The sequence below is a fragment of the Streptomyces sp. NPDC001070 genome, from assembly GCF_053598835.1.
The window spans coordinates 1-22,729 of record NZ_JBSFLB010000063.1 but is presented as its reverse complement, the minus strand read 5'-3'; the positions used below and the strand labels follow the sequence as shown (position 1 = coordinate 22,729).

Sequence of the window (22,729 nt, the reverse complement as noted above, 5' to 3'; positions counted from 1 at the left end):
TTCGAGACCGTCTCACCGGCCCCTCCGGGCTTTCCCTTCGTTGTCTCCAGCTTAGCAGATCCGATTTCCTTCTCTGCCACCCTCTGGAGGGGGTTCGCCGTCCAGCTTTCGCTTTTCGGCTTTTCCGACTCTATCAGACCGTTTCCGGGCTGATCCCCGGTCAGCGGGGCTTGTCCTCGCGGCTGTTGGGCCGTTCCGACTGGTGAAACATTAGCGGATCAGCGGCGCCCGATGCCAATCGAGCAATTCCGTCGTTCCTCATTCCGAAAACGCACACGCGAACGAGACGACACGCAGTCGTTCTTCGAGGTGGGTCTTGCGGGATGGCTGCCCGGGGACCGACCGAAGTCGGCGTTCACCGGCGGGCAACCCGGAGAACATTACGGATCGCCCGTACGTCTGTCAAACCGGGGCAGCCGGGTCAGTCCAGGTCCTGGAGGCGGCCGCCGGCGTCCGGCTGGTCGGCCTCGACGCGGCGCAGGAGACGGGTCAGGAGGTCGCCGAGGACATTGCGTTCGTCGGCGGCGAGGTCCTGGAGGAGGTCGGCCTCGAAGACGGAGGCCATGCGCATGGTCTGGAGCCACTTGCTGCGGCCGAGGTCGGTGAGCTCGACGATGACGCGGACCCGGTTGTTCTCGTCGCGCTCACGGGTGACCAGGCCCTCCGACACCATGCGGTCGATGCGGTGGGTCATGGCGGCGGGGGTGAGTCCGAGCCGCTTGGCCAGGTCGCCGGGGCCCAGGCGGTAGGGACGGCCCACGACGACAAGGGCCTTGAGGACCTCCCACTCCGCGCTGGTGATGCCGACTGCCGACAGATGCCGGCTGTAGCCCACGTTCATACGGCGGTTGAGCCTGCCCAGGGCCGTGACGATCTTCTCGACCTGGGGGTCCACCTCGGGGTATTCGCGCTGGTAGATCGCGATCTGCTCGTCGAGGTCCAGCTCGTGCGGAGTGCCGGCATGACCGTCGGCTGCGCTCGTCATGGCATGAGTGTCCCACGAAACTCATTGGCCCTAAAGACTTCCGGCATGTACTGTTTAGCTTCGAAGTTTAAAGTTGAAGTCTTCAAGTTCGAGGACTACTGACCTAAGGGGTGAGTGTGACCACCGCGATGGGCGCCGCGCTGCGCCGGATCCAGCTGGGCAACGCGCTGAGCGCGTTCGGCAACGGCTTCACCGTCCCGTTCCTGTTCGTCTATGTGGCACAGGTGCGGGGTCTGGGAGCGGGCACGGCGGGTGTCGTGCTGTCCGCGTTCGCCGTGACCGCGCTCGCCGTGCTGCCGTTCACCGGTCGGACGATCGACCGGAGCGGCCCGCTGCCCGTGCTGCTGGCCGGAGCGGTCGCGGCGGCGGTGGGCGCCATGGGGTTCGGGCTCGCGACGAGCGCGTCCCTGGTGATCGCCGCGTCGGCGGTGATGGGTGCCGGTATCGCGGTGATGCAGCCGGCGCTGGCCACGCTCATCGTGTGGTGCTCCACGACGAAGACCCGGTCGCGGGCGTTCGCGACGCAGTTCTTCCTGAGCAACCTCGGGCTGGGCATCGGCGGGCTGCTCGGCGGGCTGCTGGTCGACACCGCGCGGCCGGGCTCCTTCACACTGCTGTTCTCCGTCGAGGCCGCGATGTTCGTCGTCCTCGGTGCGGTCGTGGCCTCCGTGCGGCTGCCGAAGGCGGCGCGCATGGAGGCGGCGCCGACGGAGAAGGCGGCGGGCGGCTGGCGGGCGCTCTTCGCCGACCGGGCGATGGTGCAGTTCTGCGTACTGGGCGGGGTGCTGTTCTTCGCCTGCTACGGGCAGTTCGAGTCGGGGCTGTCGGCGTTCGCCGTCGAGGTGACCAAGGTGTCCCCGGCGACGCTGGGCATCGCCCTCGCGGCGAACACGGCGGCGATCGTGGTGGCGCAGTTCCTCGTCCTGCGGCCGGTCGAGCGCCGGCGGCGCAGCCGGGTGATCGCGGCGGTCGGTCTGCTGTGGGCCGTGGCGTGGGTGTTCGCGGGGCTGTCCGGGCTGATGGGCTCCGCGCACGGGATCGCGACGGCGATGCTGATCGGCACGTACGCGCTGTTCGGGCTCGGGGAGGCGATGCTGTCGCCGACGGTCGCGCCGCTGGTTGCCGACATGGCGCCGGAGCGGATGGTCGGCCAGTACAACTCGGCGTTCGCGCTGGTGAAGCAGCTGGCGCTGGCCGTGGGGCCGGCGGTGGGCGGGCTCATGGCAGGCGGCGGGATGTACACCGAGTACATCCTGATGCTGGTCGCGTGCTCGCTGGCGGTCAGCGTGCTGTCGGTGCGGCTGGGCCGGCGGCTCACGGTCCGGCAGGACGCGCCGCTGCAGGAGCCGGTGCTGGCGGCGTAGCCGCCGAACGGCCCGTGGCCACCGTCAGGTCGGCAGGGCGAACTCGCACCACACCGCCTTGCCTCCCCCCGGGGTCCGCCGGGTTCCCCAGGCGGAGGCGATGGTGGCGACGATGGAGATGCCGCGGCCGGCCTCGTCGGCCGGTTCGGCGCGGCGGCGCCGCGGCAGGTGGTCGTCGCCGTCGGTGACCTCGATGATCAGGCGCCGGTCGGTGCGCCGCAGCCGCAGCCGCATGGGCGGGACGCCGTGCTGGAGCGAGTTGGCGACCAGTTCGCTGGCGGCGAGGACCCCGAGGTCGACGAGGTCGACGGGGAAGCGCCACGAGGTCAGCACGCCCTGGGCGAAGGCGCGGGCGCGAGGCGCGGCCTCGATGCCGCCCAGCAGTTCCAGGGAGGCGTTGCGGAACAGCTCGGAGTCGTTGCCCTCGTGCTGCGGGTACTGCATGACGAGGACGGCGACGTCGTCGGCGTGCTCGGAGGTGACGCCGAGGGCGCGCAGCAGGCGGTCGCAGATGACCTGGGGGCTGCCGGTGGCGCCGGCGAGGGCGTTCATCAGCGCGGAGACGCCCTCGTCGATGTCCTCGCCGCGGCGCTCGATGAGGCCGTCGGTGTAGAGCACGGCGGTGGCGCCGGGACCGAGGGGGACGGAGCCTGAGGTGTGGACCCAGCCGCCGGTGCCGAGCGGCGGGCCGGTGGGTTCGTCGGCGCGGCGGACGGTGCCGTCGGCGTCGCGGACGACGATCGGCAGGTGGCCGGCGGACGCGTACGACAGCCGTCCCTCGCTGGGGTCGTGGACGGCGTAGACGCAGGTGGCGATCTGGGTCGCGTCGATCTCGGCGGCGAGGCCGTCCAGGAGCTGGATGACCTCGTGCGGGGGAAGGTCGAGGCGGGCGTAGGCGCGGACCGCGGTGCGGAGCTGGCCCATGACGGCGGCGGCGCGTACGCCGCGGCCCATGACGTCGCCGATGACCAGGGCGGTGCGGCCGGCGCCGAGGGTGATGACGTCGTACCAGTCGCCGCCGACGGCGGCGTCGGTGCCGCCGGGCTGGTAGGTGGCGGCGACCCGTAGGTCGTCGGGCTGTTCGAGCTCCTGGGGGAGCAGGCTGCGCTGGAGGGTGACGGCGGTCGCGTGGAGGCGGCGCTCGCTCTCGCGCAGGCGCTCGGCGGACTGGACCTGGTCGGTGACGTCGGTGGCGAAGACCAGCACGCCGCCGGTGTCGCCGCCGTCCTTCACCGGGACGGGGCTGCAGGTGATGGTGAAGTAGCCCTGCCGGGTCGCGGTGGCGACCTTGCGGGCCTTCACGGTGCGGGGCTTGCCGCTGCGGAAGACCTGGTCCATCAGGGGGAGCAGGCCGAGTTCGGTGAGTTCGGGGAGGGCCTCGCGGGCGGGGTCCCCCGGGGTGCGGGGGCCGAAGACCTCGGTCCAGGCCTCGTTGACGTAGCCGAGGTGGTGCGTGGGCCCGTGCGTGACCGCGATGAGGGCGGGCAGCCGGCCCAGCACCTCGCGTACGGGAAGCGCGTCGAGGGTGTGCGCCGGCGCGTCGGGGTGCTCGGCCGCCTCGCCGCGCGCGGCGGGGACCGCTCCGCCGGACGGAGGTTCGGCTCCGGCGGCCGCCGCCTGGGCATTGCGTCGCTGTGTTCCGGGGAGCCGGGCGCTCCAACGCGTGAGGTTCAAACGTCCGATTCCTCGTAATTGTCACTCTTTGCAGGTGCTGACGCACGCTTGGTCACGGGGTCCAGTGTGGCCGACCCGCCGCTCCGGGGGAATCGGCCACCGCATCCGCACTGGTCGGTCAGGGCGCGTCGGGTTTGCGGCCGGTCTCCGCGGCGAGCTCGAACTCGGCCCGGGGGTTCTCCAGCGAGCCGAGCGAGACGATCTCCCGCTTGAAGAGCCCGGACAGGACCCACTCGGCCAGGATGCGTGCCTTCCGGTTGAAGGTGGGCATCCGGCTGAGGTGGTACGCGCGGTGCATGAACCAGGCGGGGTAGCCCTTGAGTTTGCGCCCGTAGACCTGTGCCACGCCCTTGTGGAGGCCGAGGGAGGCGACCGAGCCCGCGTACTCGTGACGGTAGTCGGTCAGCGGCTTGCCGCGCAGGCTCGCGACGATGTTGTCGGCCAGGACGCGGGCCTGGCGGAGGGCGTGCTGCGCGTTGGGGGCGCAGAGCGCGTCGGGGTCCGTGGAGGTGACGTCCGGCACGGCGGCGGCGTCGCCCGCGGCCCACGCGTTCTCGGTGCCGGCGATCCGCAGCGTGGGGGTGCACTTGATCCGGCCGCGGCCGTTGAGCGGAAGGTCGGTACGGGAGAGCACGGGGTGCGGCTTGACGCCGGCCGTCCACACGACCGTGCGGGTGGGGAAGCGGGAGCCGTCGTCGAGGGCGGCGACGCGGTTCTCGCAGGACTCCAGCCGGGTGTTCAGGCGGATGTCGACGTTGCGGCCGCGCAGCTCGCGGATGGCGTACCCGCCCATCTCCTCGCCCACCTCGGGCAGGATCCGGTCGGTGGCCTCGACCAGGATCCACCGCAGGTCCTCGGCCTCGACGTTGTGGTAGTAGCGCACCGCGTAGCGGGCCATGTCCTCCAGCTCGCCGAGGGCCTCCACGCCCGCGTATCCGCCGCCGACGAAGACGAAGGTCAGGGCGGCCTCGCGGACCTCGACGTCCCGGGTGGAGGAGGCGATGTCGAGCTGCTCGAGGACGTGGTTGCGCAGCCCGATGGCCTCCTCGACGGTCTTGAAGCCGATGGCGTGCTCGGCGAGGCCGGGGATCGGCAGGGTGCGGGAGACCGAGCCCGGCGCGAGCACGAGGTGGTCGTACGGCAGTTCGAGGGCGCCGGAACCCTCCTCCTCGGTGGCGAGGGTGGTCAGCGTCGCGACCCGCTTGCCGTGGTCGATGCGCCGGACCTCGCCGACGACCAGCGTGCAGCGGTCCAGGACCCGGCGCAGGGGCACGACGACGTGGCGCGGGGAGATGGAGCCGGCCGCCGCCTCGGGGAGGAAGGGCTGATAGGTCATGTAGGGCTGCGGTTCGACGACGACGATTTCCGCTTCGTCGTGCCCCAGCTTCCGCTGCAGCCGCAAAGCGGTGTACATGCCCACATAACCGCCGCCGACGACCAGGACGCGGGGGATCCCGGATTCTCCTGCCGCGCCGGACGGCCCCTTGAGTGCTGCCATCGTTCCATGAGGCAATGGGCCATCGGGGTTTGTCCACAGGGCGTACGGCAATGAATGGCCGAATCCTGTCGTCCGGCAGGTCACGGGCGGGTGGCTGACCGGTGGGAAGTGCCCGGACGGAGAATCGGCGGCTCCGGTACTCCGATCGTGGGAGGGTTGCCCCCTTCTTTCTTGACCGGGGCTCAACTATGTTCGTATCTCGCCGGGGTGCCCGTGCGGCATGGTACGCGGTGTTCCGGCGATCAAGGGGTGGGGAGTCTCCGGGGGGAGACGCGATTAACCGGGGGATACACATATGCATATCCAGGACCCTCAATGGGCGATGGCCGCGACCGTGAGCGGCCATCCCGATCCGGCCGCGCGCAACGGCGGCGGGGGTCGTACCTCTCCGCTGCGTGTCGACGCGCAGCGCAATCTCGAGCATGTACTGCGGGCGGCCCGCGAGGTCTTCGGCGAGCTCGGGTACGGCGCGCCCATGGAGGACGTGGCGCGGCGGGCCCGGGTCGGCGTCGGCACCGTCTACCGGCGCTTCCCGAGCAAGGACGTACTGGTGCGGCGAATAGCCGAGGAGGAGACGGCACGGCTGACGGAGCAGGCGCGCGCGGCCCTGGGCCAGGAGGACGAGGCCTGGTCGGCGCTGTCCCGCTTCCTGCGGACGTCGGTGGCCTCGGGTGCCGGGCGGCTGCTGCCGCCGCAGGTGCTGCAGGTCCAGCCCTCCGGCGCCGCCGACGCGGCGCGGGTGCCGCAGCAGCGCGGCGCGGCGGACGACGCCGCGTCCACCGCCGGGATCACCACGCTGCTGGACGTGGTCGGGCAGCTGGTGGAGCGGGCGCGGGCGGCCGGTGAGCTGCGGGCGGACGTGTCGGTGGCCGATGTGCTGCTGGTGATCGCCACGGCGGCGCCCTCACTGCCGGACCCCGCTCAGCAGGCGGCCGCCTCGGCCCGCTTGCTGGACATCCTGCTGGAGGGACTGCGGTCCCGTCCGGGCGTCTGAGGCTGACCCGTTCAGGTGATGAGCCGCGTCCGGGGAGTGAAACTCCCCGGACGAGTGGTTCTGATGCTTGACAGGTCGTCGGACGGTACGGGTGTGCCACTCTTACGCCCGTGGATGAAGGAAACGGGGAGTCCGGTCCTCCCGCGGACGCGGGGGCGGATTCCGGTGGGGGCCCGCCGTCCGGCCGCGTACCGGGTCAGCGGGAGCCGCTCGCGGAGCGCCTCCCCGAGGCCGCGGAGACCTCCGGCGCCCCAGGGGCACAGCTGTCCGACGCCGATCTGGTCGCCCGTGTGCGCGGTGGCGACGACAGCGCGTACGAGGAGCTGTACCGGCGGCACGTGGCCGCCGTGCGGCGCTACGCGCGGGGCTGCTGCCGGGACCGGCACACCGCGGAGGACCTGACCGGCGAGGTCTTCGCCCGCACGCTGCAGGCGATCCGCGGCGGGAGCGGTCCGGACGCCGCGGTGCGCGCCTATCTGCTGACCACGGTGCGGCGGGTCGCCGCGTCGTGGGGCAGCACCGCCAAGCGGGAGCAACTGGTCGACGACTTCGCGGTGTTCGCCGTGAGCGCGGCCGGCACCGGCGCGGGCGTCCAGGAGCTGGGCGCGGACGTGCGCGCCATGCACGAGGCCGAGCGGTCGCTGGCCGTCCAGGCCTTCCGTACGCTCCCCGAGCGCTGGCAGGCGGTGCTGTGGCACACCGCGGTCGAGGAGGAGTCGCCCAGCAAGATCGCGCCGCTGCTCGGGCTGACGGCCAACGCCACGGCCGTCCTCGCGCACCGCGCGCGCGAAGGACTGCGTCAGGCCTATCTGCAGGCGCACGTCTCGTCCGCGCTGACGGCGGAGGGCTCCTGCGCCCGCTACGCGGACCGGCTCGGCGCGCATGCCCGCGGCGGCCTGCGGATGCGGGCCGACAAGGAACTGAGCAAGCACCTGGAGGAGTGCGCCAAGTGCCGCTTGGCGGCGGCCGAGCTGGCGGACGTGAACGCGGCGCTCAAGGGGCTGCTGCCGGTCGCGGTCGTCGGCTGGTTCGGCGCGGCGTACGCGGTCAAGACGGCCGGGATCGCCGCGGCCGGTGCCGCCGCCGGCGCCGGAGCGGGCGCGGCGGCCGCCGCGTCGGGCGGCGGTTCGGCCGGCGGTGCCGGTGGTGCGGCGGCGGCCGAAGGGGCCGCCGCTCCGGTGAAGATCGCCGTCGCGGCGGGCCTGGCTCTCGCGGCGGCCGGTGCCGTGGTGGCGATCGCCCTGTCCGGGAACGACAGCCCGCCCGCGCCGCAGGCGGAGGACAAGCCCTCGGCCGCGCCGGTCGCGCCGTCGCCCACGCCCACCCCTTCGCCGTCCCGGCGCTCCCCGACGCCAGCCCCGGCTCCGTCCGTCCCGATGCCCGTGCAGGCCGTGCCCACCCATGCGCCGACGCCTTCGGCTCGTCCGGCCGAGGAGCCGCCGCCCACCCCCAGCGGGCCGCCGGCGCCATCGCCCAGCAGGCCCCCCGAGCCCTCGCCCACGCCCACGCCGCCGACCCCCACGCCCGTGCCGGCGGTCTACCGGCTCAGCGCCCTGAACTACGGCGTTCTCGGCCGGTCCGACGGGCCCACGATCCGGATCGGCGACTGGGTCTGGCAGCGCTGGAACCTCGGTATCGGCAGCACGGGCTACCCGGACGGCGTCACAGTGGGCGCGCCGTCCACCGTGACCATCGACCTCAACCGGTCCTGCTCCGCCCTCGACGCCGTGGTCGGCTTCGACGACATCGCGCTGGGCTTCGGCGAGGCACGTTTCTCCGTCTACGGCGACCACGGGCGGCTGTGGCGCTCCGTAGTGCTGCACGGCGGCGACCCGGGCGTGCCGGTGCACGTACCGATCTCCGGCAACAGCACGATCCGGCTGAAGGTCGAGCCCACGCGCAGGTTCCACCTGGTGAACGTCGCGGACTGGGCGGTGTCGCGGATCACCTGCGCCTAGGGGCTGTCCTGGCGATCATGAGCGGAGCCAGATGACGAGTGCTGCGGCGGTGACGGTGCCGAGGTGGACGTAGGCGCGTTTGCCCTATCTGGTCGCGACCGCACGGAACTGTTTCAGCTTGTTGATCGCCCGCTCGGCAGTGTTGCGCTTGGCGTACCGCTCCCTGTCGAAGTCGAGTGGCCGGCCACCGGTGCTCCCGCGCCGCAGACGGCCGGCCGCTTGGTCGGCTTTCTCCGGGTTGACGTGCCGGATCCCGCGTCCACGCAGGTAGGCGCGGGTGCGGCGAGTGTCGGGCACCGGCCGCGTGCTGGTGAGCGCACACGGAGGTGGAGTCCACGGACACGTCCCAGTCGACGTCCCCGGCCGCGTCCGCCTCGGCCTGCACCCGCTGGAGCAGCCGCTCCCACGTCCCATCCGCCGAGCAACGCCGATACCGCTCGTGAACGGTCTTCCAGGGACCGTAGCGCTCCGGCAGGTCACGCCACTGCACACCGGTGCGGATCCGGTACAGCACCCCGTTCATCACCTGGCGGTGATCCCGCCACCGGCCACACCGCCCGTTGCTCACCGGGAGGAGCGGTGCAAGCCGCTTCCACTGATCATCCGTCAGATCACCCCTATGCCCCACAGTCCTATCAACGGCTCACCTGATCGCCAGGCCACGGCCTAGCTCTCGTTTCACTCCTCTGGCGCTGGCGCCGCCGGGCCGCACACACTACTCAGGCCGCTGACATCGGCCAGGGGTGCGGATTGCTGGGAGTGACTTCGCAGGTCAAGCAGCGAGTTGGTAGCGGGCCTGGTGGTTGCGCTGGTGCTCTTGGCCCAGGGGGCAGGTCCAGTAGCGGTCGAAGTCGCCGTTGGCGAGCAGTGCGCGGAGTTTCAGGACGGCTTCGGCGCCGGCGCTCCGCCCGGCCGTCGACGCGTTCGTCCGACAAATCGCTACCCGGCGGCCGGAGCCCCGTGATACACAACCGCCGTGCAAAAAATCTTGGAGTTCCCCGAAGTCCTGCGGCTGATCGAAGACCGCTCGGCCGCGTTCCGCGCTGCGATCGCGTCCGCCCCCGACCTTGACATCCAGGTCCCGACCTGCCCGGACTGGACGCTGCGCGAACTGGCGCAGCACCTCGGCGACGGCCGCCGCCGCCAGGCCGCCATCGTCGCGGCGGGCCCGGGCGCTGAGCCCCCGGCGAAGACGGACCCGAAGGGCGCCCCGACCGCGCCCCGCGACCGCGAAGCCCTGGACGCCTGGCTCGCCGAGTCGACCGAGCTCATGCTCGACGCGATGCGCGAGGCCGGCCCGGACCGCGGCTGCTGGACCTGGTGGGGTCGCTCGCAGGCCCCGCAGACCAGCGGAGCCGTGGCCCGGCACCAGATCCAGGAGATCGCCGTCCACACCTACGACGTCCAGCTCACCCAGGGCGCCGCACAGCCGCTGCCGACGGACGTCGCGGTCGAGGGCGTCGACGAGTTCCTGACGACCGTCTCGGCGACGACCGTCCCCTGGCCGTTCAAGCCGGCGACCATCGACCTGCACACGACCGAGGGCCGCTCCTGGCGCCTGACCCTCAACGCCGACGGCGTCCGCTGCGACGACCTCGCCGCCGACGCGGAGCCGGGCGACATGGCGATGCGAGGCGCAGCGAGCGAACTGGTCCTCTACTTCTACGCGCGCGTCCCGCTCGACGGCCTGGAGACCACCGGCGACACCGAGCCGATGGAGCAGCTCGCAGACTGGGACCCGAACGCGTAAAACGCGCACTTGTGACGCATCTGTCGGTTGTGCGCGCGCTCCTGCGGGCGCCACTGGGCCCGGGGTTGCGGACATCGCGCGGCTGCGGGCAGGCTGCGGGCCTGCTGTTCAAGGGCGAAGGGCATGATCGCCAGGACAGCCCCTAGCGCCGGTCACCCCCGCGGGTTCAGCCGGCGGGGACCTCGCACGCGCCGTCCGCGCAGGCGTCCGCCGCGGGGGCGGCCGGTACGGCACCGGTCTCCTGGGCGACCTGCTCCAGCGCACGGAGGAAGGTCGAGGACTCCTGGCCGCCCTGGAGCGCCCACTTGCCCTCGAAGACGAACGTCGGGACGGCGTTCACACCGATGCTCCGGGCGTCGTCGATCTCGGCGAGCACCTCCGCGCGGCCCCCGTCGGAGGAGAGGAAGGCGGCGGCGCGGTCGCGGTCCAGCCCGGCCTCGGCGGCGAGTCCGGCCAGGGTGTCGCGGTCGCCGACGTCGGCGCCCTCGGCGAAGTGCGCGACGAGCAGCCGGTCCTTCAGCGCGGCCTGCACCTTGGCGCCGTACGCGGACAGGGCGTGCCACAGCAGACGGTGCGCGAGCAGGGTGTTGTTCTCGATGGCACGGTCGAAGTCGAAGGCGAGGCCCTCGGCACGGCCCAGCTCCGCCACCCGGGCGTCCATCGCGGCGGACTGCGGTCCGTAGCGCTCGTTGAGATAGGCGCGATGCGGCTCGGGGGTCTCGGACTTGTCAGGGGCGAGCTGGAACGGTCGGTAGACCACCTCGACCTGATCGGCCTGCGGGAACGCGGCCAGCGCGCGCTCGAAACGGCGCTTGCCGACGTAGCACCAGGGGCAGGCGATGTCGCTGTAGATCTCGACCTTCATGCTGTCTCCGTCACCGAATCATCAGTTGAATCCTCAAGGATGCAACGAAGAGCCCGCTTCTGGCCATTCCCCTTGGCCGCGCCCCCGGTCGCCTTGCCGCGCCGCTACGCGGACGCCTCGACCAGCAGCGCGTACGCGCCGTCGCCGCCCAGTGTGCGCCCGTCCGCCCGCGCACCCTCGTACGGGCCGTCGCCCAGGACCGAGCGCGCCGCCGCCTCGGCGGCGCGCACCGCGTCCGCCTCCGGCACCGGGCGCGGCAGGTCCGCCCGCAGGCCGTCCGCGGCGCCGTGCAGCCGGGCGGCCCGTACGGGATCGCCGAGGGCGACCAGCACCTCGGCCGCGTACTCGACCACGGCGGCCAGGCGAGGTTCGGCGCAGAAGCCGTCGAGGCCGGCGCGCAACGCGCCCGTGAGCCCGGCCAGGGCGCCCGCCGCATCGCCCTCGGCAGCGGCGACCCGGGCCGCGAGACTCTCCACGAGCAGTTCGAAGTCCGGCGGCGGGGTGCCCAAACGACCCTCGCCCCGGGCCAGTTCGCACAGCTCCCGGGCTTGCTCCAGATCGCCCCGGCGCAGCACGATCACCGCCAGCAGGGCACGGATGTAGGCGCGGGCGTCCCACACCCCGTACCGCTCGGCCTCGTCGGCGGCCTGGCGCAGCAGCTTCTCGGCGCGGTCGTCGTCCCCCGCACGGTGGGCCAGCTCGCCCATGCGGGAGCGGACGAAGATGCCCTCCACATGCGCGCCCAGCTCGCTCCCGAGGCGCAGGGCCTCCTCCAGATCTGCCTGGGCGGCCGGGTAGTCGCCGTACGCCAGTGCCATCTCGGCGCCCGCCTCGCACACCTGGGCGCGCATCCAGCGGTCGCCGAGCCGCTCACTGAGCACCATCAGCTCGGGCCAGTCCGCGTCCGCCCGGGGGAGGCCGCCGGGAAGGTCGATCGTGATGTGCGTACGGAACATCAGCGCGGCCGCGAGCTCCCAGTCGCCGCCGTACGCGCGGCACGCGGCCACCACCGCGTCCGCGTGGCCCCGGATCGCCTCGTGGCGGCCCAGGACGTAGTCGGAGAACGGCCACAGGATGCCGGGGAAGCGGGCCGAGTGCGGACTCGGCACGCTGTAGACCTCGATGACGCGGGAGGCCAGCGCCAGCATGCCCGGGCTGCGCATCTCCTCACGGGAGATGGTGTCGCTGACCACGAAGAGATGGAGCAGTCTCAGGTTCATGCGCGGCCAGAAACCGGGGTCGGCGGGATCGGCGGGGAGTTCGGCCAGCTCCATGAGGCGGGCGATCCACTCCCTCGCCTCCTCGCGGAAGTTGCGCAGCCACCAGAACCAGCCCATGGCGAGGGCCAGCGCGATCGCGTCGTCCTCGTGGCCCGCGTCGATCGTCCGGTGCAGCACGGCCCGTATGTTGTCCAGGTCGGCCTCCACGCGGGCCGCCCACAGCAGCTGGCCGGGGCCGCGCATCCCGGTGTCGGCGGTACGGGCGAAGTCCAGGAAGTGCGCGGTGTGGCGGCCGGCCGTCGCCACGAGGTCGGCGGGATGGGCGGCGGCACGCTCCGCGGCGTACTCGTGGATCGTCTCCAGCAGCCGGTAACGCACCTCCTCCGCGCCGTGCTCGACGACGACGAGGGACTTGTCGACGAGCTGGCCGATCAGCTCCAGCGCCTCCTCACCGCACACGGCCTCCGCCGCCTGCAGCGTGCAGCCGCCCGCGAAGACGCTCAGGCGGCGCAGCGCCGTGCGCTCGGCCTCGCCGAGCAGGTCCCAGCTCCAGTCGACGACCGCGCGCAGCGTCTGCTGGCGGGGCAGCGCGGTGCGGCTGCCGCCGGCCAGCAGCCGGAAACGGTCGTCGAGGCGGTCCGCGATCTGCCGCGGGGAGAGCACCCGCAGCCGCGCGGCGGCCAGTTCGATCGCCAGCGGCAGTCCGTCCAGGCGGCGGCAGATCTCGTCCACCGCCTCCACGTGGTGCCGGTCCGCGTCGAACCCGGGGCGCACGGCCGCGGCCCGCTCGACGAACAGCCGGTGCGCGGTCGGCAGCGGCAGCGGCTCCACCGGGCGCACCGTCTCACCGGGCAGGGCCAGCGGCTCGCGGCTCGTGGCGAGTACGGTCACCCCCGGGCAGGCGGCCAGAAGTCGGTGGGTGAGCGCGGCCGCGGCGTCGATGACGTGCTCGCAGTTGTCGAGGACCAGCAGCATGCGGCGGTGCGCGCAGTGCTCGAGGAGCCGGCCCGCCGGGTCGGCCTCCTGGCCCGCGCTGCGCACCTCGCGGGCCGCGGCCAGCACCGCCGTGTCGCGGCGCCCGATCGCGCTGAGCACCGCGTCCGGCACGGCGGCGGAACGGTCCAGCGGGGCCAACTCCGCCAGCCACACCCCGTCCGGGTACGCGGCGGACGAGGCCACCGCCGCCGCGGCCTCCTGTGACAGCCGCGTCTTGCCGGAGCCGCCGGGGCCGGTCAGCGTCACCAGGCGGTGCCGGCCGTCGGTCAGGCTCGCACGCAGCGCGCCGAGTTCGGACTCGCGGCCGACGAAGCTGGTCAGGGCGGCCCGCAGGTTGCCGGTGCGCGGCGCGGGCTCCGGCTTCGCAGAGAGCAACTCGCTGTGCAGCCCGCGCAGTTCGGAGCCGGGGTCGGTGCCGAGGCGGTCGGCGAGGGCCAGACGGGTGTCCTCGTACGCGGCCAGCGCGTCCGCGGGGCGGCCCGCCGCGCGCAGCGCCCGTATCAGCTGCGCCCGGAACGGCTCGTGCAGCGGATGCTCCGCGACGAGTCCGCGCAACTGCGGCAGCAGTTCGCCGGCGCGGCCGAGCGCCAGGCACGCCTCGATGCGGCGGTACGTCGCCGTCAGCCGCAGATCCTCCGCCCGGGCCGCCACAGAACCCCGGTCGGGCAGATCCGCCAGCGCGGGGCCGCGCCAGAGCGCGAGTGCGGCATCCAGGGTCTCCGCGGCACCGGCGGGGTCGCCCGCGTCGAGGGCGGCGCTGCCCTCGCGGACGAGGCGCTCGAAGAGGTGGAGGTCGACGTCGTCCGGGGTGGCGGTGAGCAGGCGGTAGCCGGCGGGGCCGGACACGACGGTGTCCCTCTTGCCGGTCCCGCTCCCGTCGGCGAGGGCGCGGCGCAACCGCGACACGAGCGCCTGCAGCGCTCCGGGCGCGTCCTGGGGAGGCTCGTCGCCGTCGCCGCCCCAGACCTCGGTGATCAGCGCGTCCGGGGACACCGCGTGCGGGGCGTGCAGCGCGAGTGCGGCGAGCAGGGCCCGCAGCCGTTTGCCGCTGCCCAGCGGCACGGGAGCGCCGGTCGCGCTGCGCGCCTCCGTGGCGCCGAGGATCAGGTACCGCACGGGGCCATTCTTGCGGGGCCGCCCGCGGGAGGCGAAGCCGTTTCCCGGGGTCGCCTGTGTGCGGGCGGCTGCGCCGGGCTGACCGTGGTTGGTGCGGCTCCGTTGCGCCTACGGCGGGCATCCCCCGCCCTCCCCCAGCCTTCGGCCCGGGGGAGGGCGGGCGCTGACGCATACGTGTGTGCGGCATCCGGGGACAGATCGAGGTCGTGCCCGATGCACGTAAACACGCGGTCCAGAATGGCCGGCCCCGGAGGCCCCGACCCCGGCACCTCACGCACGCACGCAGCGCACAACGCACACGCGGCAACTGACCACGCCGGGCAAACCCCCAAAAACAACCCGCACCGGGAAAACCCGGTACCGCCCTCGGAAGGGCTAGCGGTCGTCGTCCTCGTCGCGCGGGCCGAGGAGTTCGTCCGCGAGGGAGGGCAGGTCGTCCAGGGGGGTCTCCTCCGCCCAGGAGGGGCGGGGGCGGCGGCCCTCGGTGGGGACGGCCGGCATCTCACGCGTGCGCTCGTTCTCCGCGTCCCTCGGCGCCCCCGCCGGGGGCTCCTCCGGACGGAAGATCCCGGGCGGCACGCGGTCGGCCGGCGCGATGGGCGGCAGCACGGCGGTCTCGTCCGGGGCCGGGCCGGGCGCGGTCACCGGCGGCAGCACGGCCGTCTCGTCCGCCGCCGCGTCGGAGGGCACCGCGGGCCGGGGCGACTCGACGGTCTTCGTCAGGTCCGGGAAGGACGGCGCCGGCTTCACCGGCGGCAGCACCGCCGTCTCGTCGTCGACGGGCACCGCCCGCAGCACGGCGGTCTCCGCGTCCCCGGTCGACGGGGTCTGCGGCCGGGGCGTCTCGACGGTCTTCGTCGCGTCCTCCGACGCCAGACGGGCCTGCTCGGCCCGCATCAGGGCCTCCTCGGCCTTGCGCTGGCGCTCCAGGCGGCGCTCCTCGGCCTCGGCGCGGAGGCGCGCCTCCTCCTCCGCCTGGCGGCGCAGCCGCTCCTGCTCCTCGCGCCGGACGCGCTCCTCGGCCTCGCGGCGGGCGCGCTCCTCCTCCGCCTGCTGCCGGACCTCCTCGGCACGGCGGCGGGCCTCCTCGGCCGCGGCCTCCTCGGCCTCGCGACGGGCGGCCTCCTCGGCGATGCGGCGGCGCTCCTCCTCTTCCGCGCGGAGCTTCTCCAGCTGGGCCTGGCGCTCGCGTTCGAGCCGTTCCTCCTCGGCCAGGCGGGCGGCTTCCTCCTCGGCGAGCCTGCGGGCCTCCTCCTCGGCCTGGCGACGGGCCTCCTCGCGGGCCTCGATCTCCTTCTCCGACAGGGGGAGGATCTGGTCGAGGCGGTGCCGGATCACCGTGGTGACGGCCTCCGGTTCCTGGGCCGCGTCGACGACCAGGTAGCGCGCCGGGTCGGCCGCCGCGAGGGTGAGGAAGCCGGAGCGCACGCGGTCGTGGAACTCGGCGGGCTCGGACTCGAGCCGGTCGGGGGCCTCGGTGAAGCGCTCGCGGGCCGCCTCGGGCGAGACGTCCAGGAGGACGGTCAGGTGCGGGACGAGTCCGTCCGTCGCCCAGCGCGAGATGCGGGCGATCTCGGTCGGCGCGAGGTCGCGCCCGGCGCCCTGGTAGGCGACGGAGGAGTCGATGTAGCGGTCGGAGACGACGATCGCGCCGCGCTCCAGGGCGGGGCGTACGACGGTGTCGACGTGCTCGGCGCGGTCGGCGGCGTAGAGCAGGGCCTCGGCGCGGTGGGACAGCCCGGCGCTGGATACGTCGAGCAGGATCGAGCGCAACCGCTTGCCGACCGCCGTGGCACCCGGCTCCCGGGTGACGACGACCTCGTGGCCCTTGCCGCGGATCCACTCGGCGACGGCCTCGACCTGGGTGGACTTGCCCGCGCCGTCGCCGCCCTCGACGGCGATGAAGAAGCCGGTGGGGGCGGGCGCCTGCTCCGGGTCGCCGCCGCGCAGCGCCTCGCGCAGGTCGCGGCGCAGGGGCACGCCGTGGCGGTCGTCGGTCTTGCCGAGGACGAGGGCGGCGACGGGCAGCAGCAGGGCGCCGATGAGCATGAGCGCGTACGCGGCGCCGCCGTGGTCGAAGGTGAAGTGCCCGTTGACGACGCGGTGCGGGCCGATGCCCCCGGCGAGCAGGGGCGCGCCGACGGCGCCGACGGCCATGAGCAGGTGCGCGACCGCGTGCAGGTGGTCGGCGGCGCGGGCCCGGCGGGGCTCCTCGGTCTCCTGGTCGATGAGGGTGTGGCCGGTGTTGGCGGTGATCCCGGCCGCGGTGCCGGCCAGCAGCGACAGCAGCAGCACGGTCGTCGGGTCGGGCACGATGCCGGTCAGCAGCAGGGCCAGCCCGGTGACGGCGATGGCGATGGCGAGCAGACGGCGCCGGGACAGGCCGGGGAAGGTGCGCGGAGCGATCCGGATGCCGAGCACGGGGCCGGCGGTCAGGGCCAGCACGAGGAGCCCGTAGCCGACCGGCCCCCCGCCGAGGTCCGCGGCGTGCAGCGCGGCGAGCGCGACGGCGGCGGCGATGGCCCCGGCGACGGTGGCGGTGCCCAGCACGAGCAGCGGGACGGCTCCGGTGCGCCCGCGGTCGTTGCTGCGCAGGCCCTGCAGCGGGGAGTGCAGCGGTGTGGCCTGCCCGCCGGGCAGCTCCAGCAGGTACAGCACGGCGCCGGAGGCGGAGAACAGCCCGGCGGCGACGTAGGACGCGAGCGCCGCCTGGTGCACGCCGAACCAGTCGACGCCGACGCCGATCAGATTGCCGACGAGGGTGATGACGACGAGGCTCGCGGCGGCGATCGGGAAGGCCACGAAGCCGGTGCGCCGGTCGAGGCGGCGCAGCGCGTCGAGCCGGTCGGGCAGCGGCCGTACCGTTCCCGCGCCCGGCACGGGGGCGGGAAGCAGGGCGGGGGCGGCGCCGTCCTTGGCGACCGTCCACAGCCGCTCGGCCACCCCGGTGACGAAGACGGTGACCAGCAGCCAGGCGACGGCGTCGTCCGGCACCCATTCGATCCACAGCGGGGCGACGATCAGCAGCGCGAGCCGTACGACGTCCGAGCCGATCATCGTCCACCGGCGGTCGAGCACGCCGTCGGGCCCGGTGAGCGAGCCCAGCGGGCCCAGCAGCACCGCGCCGAAGAGCAGTGCGGCCAGGACGCGCGCACCGAGGACGGCGGCGACGGCGAAGGCCGCGCCGCGGTATCCGCCGCCGAAGGCCTGGGCGCCGACCGTGGCCTGCACCGTCAGGACGACCAGGACCAGCAGGGCGAGCCGGTCGCCGACGGCGCCGGTCAGCTCCGCTCCCCACAACTTGCGCAGGGGAGGGATCTTCAGCAGCGCGCCCACGGCACGCTCCCGCGAGTCGGCCTCGAGTTCGTCGGCGAACGTGTCCGTAGGCTGCTCGGATCGCGTCATCCCGCCAGCCTATCGGGACCCGGCGCCGTCCCGGAGGGCGGCCGCCGGGACGGCACCGGCCCTGCGGCCGGCACGGGGCCTACTCGGCGGGCTCGGCGGCCGACGAGGTGGCCTTCTTCGCCGCGGCCGTGGTCTTCGCCGCGGTCTTCTTCGCCGTCGTCTTGGCCGCCGTCTTGGCCGCCGTGGTCTTCTTCGCCGCGGTGGTCTTGGCGGCCGTCTTCTTCGCCGCCGTCTTCTTGGCCGCCGTCTTGGTCGCGGCCGCCTTCTTCGCGGGGGCCTTCTTCGCCGTCTTCTTCGCGGGGCCCTTGGCCCGCTTCTCGGCGAGCAGCTCGTAACCGCGCTCGGGCGTGATGGTCTCGACGTCGTCGTCGCGGCGCAGTGTGGCGTTGGTCTCGCCGTCGGTGACGTACGGGCCGAAGCGGCCGTCCTTGACGACGACGGGGCGCTCGCTGACCGGGTCGGTACCGAGCTCCTTCAGCGGGGGCTTGGCGGCGGCGCGGCCGCGCACCTTGGGCTGGGCGTAGATCGCCAGGGCCTGGTCCAGGGTGATCGTGAAGAGCTGCTCCTCGTTCTCCAGGGAGCGCGAGTCGGTGCCCTTCTTCAGATACGGGCCGTAGCGCCCGTTCTGCGCGGTGATCTCGACACCCTCGGCGTCGGCGCCGACGACGCGCGGCAGCGACATCAGCTTGAGGGCGTCCTGCAGGGTCACCGTGTCGAGGGACATCGACTTGAAGAGCGACGCGGTGCGCGGCTTGACCGCGTTCTTGCCGGTCTTCGGGGTGCCCTCGGGCAGGATCTCGGTGACGTACGGGCCGTAGCGGCCGTCCTTGGCGACGATCGTGCGGCCGGTCTCGGGGTCGGCGCCCAGCTCGAAGTCACCGCTCGGCTTGGCGAGCAGCTCCTCGGCGAGCTCGACCGTCAGCTCGTCCGGCGGCAGGTCGTCGGGGACGTCGGCGCGCTGCCCGGTCTCACCCTCGACCTCGCTGGGCTTCTCCACGTACGGGCCGTAGCGGCCGACGCGCAGCACGATGCCGTTGCCGACGGGGAAGGAGGAGACCTCGCGGGCGTCGATGGCGCCCAGGTCCTCGACCAGCTCCTTCAGGCCGCCGAGGTGGTCGCCGTCGCCGTTGCCGGCGTCGGCCGCCGCACCGACGGCGTCCGGGCCCGCGCCCTCGCCCTCGCCGAAGTAGAAGCGGCGCAGCCACGGCACGGCCTGGGCCTCGCCGCGGGCGATGCGGTCGAGGTCGTCCTCCATCCGGGCGGTGAAGTCGTAGTCGACGAGCCGGCCGAAGTGCTTCTCCAGCAGGCCGACGACGGCGAAGGAGAGGAAGGACGGCACGAGGGCCGTGCCCTTCTTGAAGACGTAGCCGCGGTCGAGGATGGTGCCGATGATCGAGGCGTACGTCGACGGACGTCCGATCTCGCGCTCTTCCAGCTCCTTGACCAGCGAGGCCTCGGTGTAGCGGGCGGGCGGCTTGGTGGCGTGGCCGTCCGCGGTGATCTCCCGCGCGCTCAGCGCGTCGCCCTCGGCGACGGCGGGCAGCCGGCGCTCGCTGCTGTCGAGCTCGGCGTTGGGGTCGTCGGCACCCTCGACATAGGCCTTCATGAAGCCGTGGAAGGTGATGATCTTGCCGGAGGCGGAGAACTCGACGTCCCGGCCGTCGCCGGCGCGGCCGCCCACCTTGACGGTGACGGACTGGCCGACCGCGTCCTTCATCTGGGAGGCGACGGTGCGCATCCAGATCAGCTCGTACAGGCGGTACTGGTCACCGGTGAGGCCGGTCTCGGCGGGCGTGCGGAAACGATCACCCGAAGGGCGGATCGCCTCGTGCGCCTCCTGGGCGTTCTTGACCTTGCCCGCGTAGACGCGCGGCTTGTCCGGCAGGTAGTCGGCGCCGTAGAGCTGGGTGACCTGGGCCCGGGCGGCGGTGATGGCGGTCTCCGACAGGGTCGTGGAGTCCGTACGCATGTAGGTGATGAAGCCGTTCTCGTACAGCTTCTGGGCGACCTGCATGGTGGCCTTGGCGCCGAAGCCCAGCTTGCGGCTGGCCTCCTGCTGCAGGGTCGTGGTGCGGAAGGGCGCGTACGGCGAGCGGCGGTACGGCTTGGACTCGACCGAACGGACGGAGAAGTCCGCGCCCTGCAGGGCGGCGGCGAGCGAGCGGGCGGCGGCCTCGTCCAGGTGGAGGACGTTCGCGCCCTCCTTGAGCTGGCCGTTCGCGCCGAAGTCCCGGCCCTGGGCGACGCGCCTGCCGTCGACGGCGTTGAGCTTGGCGCCGAAGGTGCCCGGGTCGGTGGCGTCACCGGTCCGGCCGGTGGCGAAGGTCGCGGACAGGTCCCAGTACTCGGCGGAGCGGAAGGCGATGCGCTCGCGCTCACGCTCGACGACGAGACGGGTGGCGACGGACTGGACGCGGCCGGCCGACAGGCGCGGCATGACCTTCTTCCACAGGACCGGCGAGACCTCGTAGCCGTACAGGCGGTCGAGGATGCGGCGGGTCTCCTGGGCGTCGACGAGTCGCTGGTTCAGCTCACGGGGATTGCGGACGGCGGCCTGGATGGCGTCCTTGGTGATCTCGTGGAAGACCATCCGGCGGACCGGGACCTTGGGCTTGAGGACTTCCTGCAGATGCCAGGCGATGGCCTCGCCCTCGCGGTCCTCATCGGTGGCGAGCAGGAGCTCGTCGGACTCCTTCAGCAGGTCCTTCAGCTTCTTGACCTGGGCCTTCTTGTCCGCGTTGACGACGTAGATCGGCTGGAACTCGCTGTCGACGTTGACGCCGAGCCGCGCCCACGGCTGGCCCTTGTACTCCGCCGGCACTTCGGCGGCCCCGTTCGGGAGGTCGCGGATGTGCCCGACGCTGGCCTCGACGACGTAGCCGGGGCCGAGGTAGCCCTTGATCGTCTTCGCCTTGGCCGGCGACTCGACGATGACGAGTCGGCGGCCGCCGCCCTCTGCGGTCTCGCGGGTCGGGGACAACTTCGCTCTTCTCTCCGGGTCGAAGGTGGTCTCGCTGCGGAGTGTGACCGTACATCCCGGTCCCGTGTCAAACGGGAAAAGTCCGCAACGCCACTCGAACGGTAACCCGACAAGCGTCCTGTCTGCCGCACGGACTGCCGCCCATGTCCGATTTGCCCAGCTCAGAGGATCAGGAACAGCCAGACCCCGGCAAGGAACGAAACAATCCCGAAGAAACCGGCCACGGCGGCCGCCGCCGGACCCCCGCCATGGACCACCGGCTCGCGCCGCAGCGACCGGGTGACGGTCCAGGCCAGGAGAGCCGCCCCGAAAACCGCGAACACCACTCCGGCGAAGATCCCTGGCGCGGTCTCCATGTACATGACCCCCCGGGTCCCTCTGCCCCCACGACGACTCCCCCGCGCCCGGAGAGTGGCACGCCGGGGCGACATCGGGAAGAACCCGTGGTGAACTCCGCTCGAAACGGCCTGGCCGATTCCTTTCGCCTCCTCCCGCGCGTCAGCCGGGCCGCCCTCCTCGCCCCTCGCGTGCACCCCTCCTCGGCCTGCGACCTTCTTGACTCGCCTGACAAGATGGCCGGAAACACCGAACGTTCTCTCAGGGGGAGTCCGACCATGTCCGACCCGAACAACCCGTACGGCCAGCCGAAGCAGGACGGCTACGGCTACCCGCAGCAGCCCCCGGCCGGCCCCGGCGCCTACGGGCAGCAGCCCGGCTACGGCTACCCGCAGCAGGGCTATCCCCAGCAGGGTTACCCGCAGGGCTACCCGCAGCAGGGCGGCTACACCGGCGACCCCAACGCGCCGTACGGCTACGACGCGTACGGCCGCCCGCTGTCGGACAAGTCCAAGGTCGTTGCGGGCGTGCTGCAGCTGCTGGTCGGCGGCCTCGGCATCGGCCGCTTCTACGTCGGCGACATCGGCATCGGCATCGCCCAGCTCTTCACCTGCGGCGGCCTCGGCATCTGGTCGCTGATCGACGGCATCCTCTTTCTGACGAGCAACGACCGCACCGACTCCCAGGGCCGCATCCTGCGCAGCTGAGGACGATGACCTCCTTGACCTGGAACCGCCTCAAGGCCGTGGCCGGACGACCGGCCACGGCCCCGCTGGCGTCGCTTGTGGCGGGCGCTGCGGGCGCCGCCCATCTGTGGGGCACCAACCCGCACCAGGAGGGGCACTGGCTGCCCCGATGCCCCTTCAACTTCCTGACGGGACTGCTCTGTCCGGCCTGCGGCGCGACCCGCATGGTCTACGACCTGATGCACGGCGACCTCGCGGCGGCCTTCCACGACAACGCGCTGCTGCTGCTCGCCAGCCCCTTTCCCCTCTATCTGTACGGACGGTGGGTGACGGAGGGGCTGCGCGGCCGGGCGTACCGTCCCGCGCTGGGACGACGGGCGCAGGCGGCGGTCATCGGGGTGGCCGTGGTGTGGGCCGTGGTGCGCAACGCGGTTTGACAACGCCGCGATCACGGTTCCGTGACTTCTGTTAATCAGAGAGACGGATGTCCATTTCTGATGAAAGAATTTGGCCATTCCATGGCGGGGGGCCGGATCTTCGTGAAACGCGTGCTCCTGCCGGTTCGTCCCCATTGCGCAAGGAGCAATCCTCATGGCCACGCCCACCACTGACGCCCCGCACGGCTACGACCCGGCCGGCCGGCCGCTGTCCGACAAGTCGAAGATCACCGCCGGTCTGCTGCAGCTCTTCCTGGGCACTCTGGGCATCGGGCGCTTCTACACCGGCCACACCGGCATGGCGATCGGCCAGCTCCTGACCTGCGGTGGCCTGGGCATCTGGTCCTTCATCGACGCGATCCTCTTCTTCACCAGCAAGGACCGCACGGACGCCAAGGGCCGCATCCTGCAGGGCTGATCCCCGCGCGAACGCGCGACGGCCCGCCTCCGCTCCGCTGCGGAGGC

Annotated in this window: 15 protein-coding genes and 1 pseudogene; 7 read left to right on the top strand and 9 right to left on the bottom strand. The window is 73.0% G+C overall.

Going from position 1 to position 22,729, the window contains the following annotated elements:
* Positions 1-421: 421 nt before the first annotated feature.
* The gene (locus ACWDAS_RS40325) at positions 422-985 is read right to left on the bottom strand and encodes a MarR family winged helix-turn-helix transcriptional regulator (RefSeq protein ID WP_450400840.1); all 564 of its coding nucleotides are present in this window, start codon (positions 983-985) and stop codon (positions 422-424) included.
* 116 nt (positions 986-1,101) lie between these two features.
* Between ACWDAS_RS40325 and ACWDAS_RS40320 the strand changes: the two genes are divergently transcribed.
* On the top strand, positions 1,102-2,349 hold the full coding sequence (locus tag ACWDAS_RS40320) for an MFS transporter (RefSeq protein WP_450400839.1): 1,248 nt from the start codon (positions 1,102-1,104) through the stop codon (positions 2,347-2,349).
* Between the two features lie 24 nt (positions 2,350-2,373).
* Here the strand turns inward: ACWDAS_RS40320 and ACWDAS_RS40315 are convergent, their stop codons facing one another.
* Complete coding sequence (locus ACWDAS_RS40315; protein ID WP_450400838.1) at positions 2,374-4,023, bottom strand: ATP-binding SpoIIE family protein phosphatase; 1,650 nt, start codon at positions 4,021-4,023, stop codon at positions 2,374-2,376.
* Between the two features lie 118 nt (positions 4,024-4,141).
* A complete protein-coding gene (locus ACWDAS_RS40310) occupies positions 4,142-5,521 on the bottom strand; it encodes an NAD(P)/FAD-dependent oxidoreductase (RefSeq protein WP_450400836.1) in 1,380 nt (459 codons plus the stop codon).
* Between the two features lie 295 nt (positions 5,522-5,816).
* Here ACWDAS_RS40310 and ACWDAS_RS40305 point away from each other — a divergent pair, with 295 nt between their 5' ends.
* Complete coding sequence (locus ACWDAS_RS40305) at positions 5,817-6,515, top strand: TetR/AcrR family transcriptional regulator (protein ID WP_450400834.1); 699 nt, start codon at positions 5,817-5,819, stop codon at positions 6,513-6,515.
* A gap of 110 nt (positions 6,516-6,625) precedes the next feature.
* Entirely contained in the window at positions 6,626-8,473 is a 1,848-nt protein-coding gene (locus ACWDAS_RS40300; protein WP_450400832.1) for a sigma-70 family RNA polymerase sigma factor, read from the top strand.
* A 15-nt stretch (positions 8,474-8,488) separates the two neighbouring features.
* On the opposite strand, the pseudogene ACWDAS_RS40295 reads toward ACWDAS_RS40300, so the two are convergent.
* A pseudogene (locus ACWDAS_RS40295) lies at positions 8,489-9,101 on the bottom strand (IS5 family transposase).
* A 348-nt stretch (positions 9,102-9,449) separates the two neighbouring features.
* On the opposite strand from ACWDAS_RS40295, the gene ACWDAS_RS40290 reads away from it, so the two are divergent.
* A complete protein-coding gene (locus ACWDAS_RS40290; RefSeq protein ID WP_450400830.1) occupies positions 9,450-10,223 on the top strand; it encodes a maleylpyruvate isomerase family mycothiol-dependent enzyme in 774 nt (257 codons plus the stop codon).
* 166 nt (positions 10,224-10,389) lie between these two features.
* On the opposite strand, the gene ACWDAS_RS40285 is transcribed toward ACWDAS_RS40290, so the two are convergent.
* From ACWDAS_RS40285 to ACWDAS_RS40265, 5 genes are all read right to left on the bottom strand, one after another.
* Complete coding sequence (locus ACWDAS_RS40285; RefSeq protein WP_450400828.1) at positions 10,390-11,088, bottom strand: DsbA family oxidoreductase; 699 nt, start codon at positions 11,086-11,088, stop codon at positions 10,390-10,392.
* A gap of 104 nt (positions 11,089-11,192) precedes the next feature.
* The gene (locus ACWDAS_RS40280) at positions 11,193-14,420 is read right to left on the bottom strand and encodes a BTAD domain-containing putative transcriptional regulator (RefSeq protein ID WP_450400826.1); all 3,228 of its coding nucleotides are present in this window, start codon (positions 14,418-14,420) and stop codon (positions 11,193-11,195) included.
* A 375-nt stretch (positions 14,421-14,795) separates the two neighbouring features.
* Positions 14,796-17,825, bottom strand: a complete 3,030-nt coding sequence (gene tmk / locus ACWDAS_RS40275; protein ID WP_450400825.1) for a dTMP kinase — start codon at positions 17,823-17,825, stop codon at positions 14,796-14,798.
* 79 nt (positions 17,826-17,904) lie between these two features.
* On the bottom strand, positions 17,905-20,805 hold the full coding sequence (topA, locus tag ACWDAS_RS40270) for a type I DNA topoisomerase (protein WP_450400824.1): 2,901 nt from the start codon (positions 20,803-20,805) through the stop codon (positions 17,905-17,907).
* Between the two features lie 161 nt (positions 20,806-20,966).
* Positions 20,967-21,167, bottom strand: a complete 201-nt coding sequence (locus tag ACWDAS_RS40265; RefSeq protein ID WP_450400822.1) for a hypothetical protein — start codon at positions 21,165-21,167, stop codon at positions 20,967-20,969.
* 252 nt (positions 21,168-21,419) lie between these two features.
* On the opposite strand from ACWDAS_RS40265, the gene ACWDAS_RS40260 reads away from it, so the two are divergent.
* From ACWDAS_RS40260 to ACWDAS_RS40250, 3 genes are all read left to right on the top strand, one after another.
* Positions 21,420-21,848 carry an NINE protein gene (locus tag ACWDAS_RS40260; RefSeq protein ID WP_450400820.1) on the top strand — a complete coding sequence of 143 codons (429 nt, stop codon included), beginning with the start codon at positions 21,420-21,422 and terminating at the stop codon, positions 21,846-21,848.
* Positions 21,849-21,853: 5 nt separating this feature from the next.
* Positions 21,854-22,264: a DUF2752 domain-containing protein gene (locus ACWDAS_RS40255; protein ID WP_450400818.1), complete on the top strand. Its 411-nt coding sequence runs from the start codon at positions 21,854-21,856 to the stop codon at positions 22,262-22,264.
* Positions 22,265-22,418: 154 nt separating this feature from the next.
* The gene (locus tag ACWDAS_RS40250; protein ID WP_450400816.1) at positions 22,419-22,682 is read left to right on the top strand and encodes a TM2 domain-containing protein; all 264 of its coding nucleotides are present in this window, start codon (positions 22,419-22,421) and stop codon (positions 22,680-22,682) included.
* The last annotated feature ends 47 nt before the right edge of the window (positions 22,683-22,729 follow it).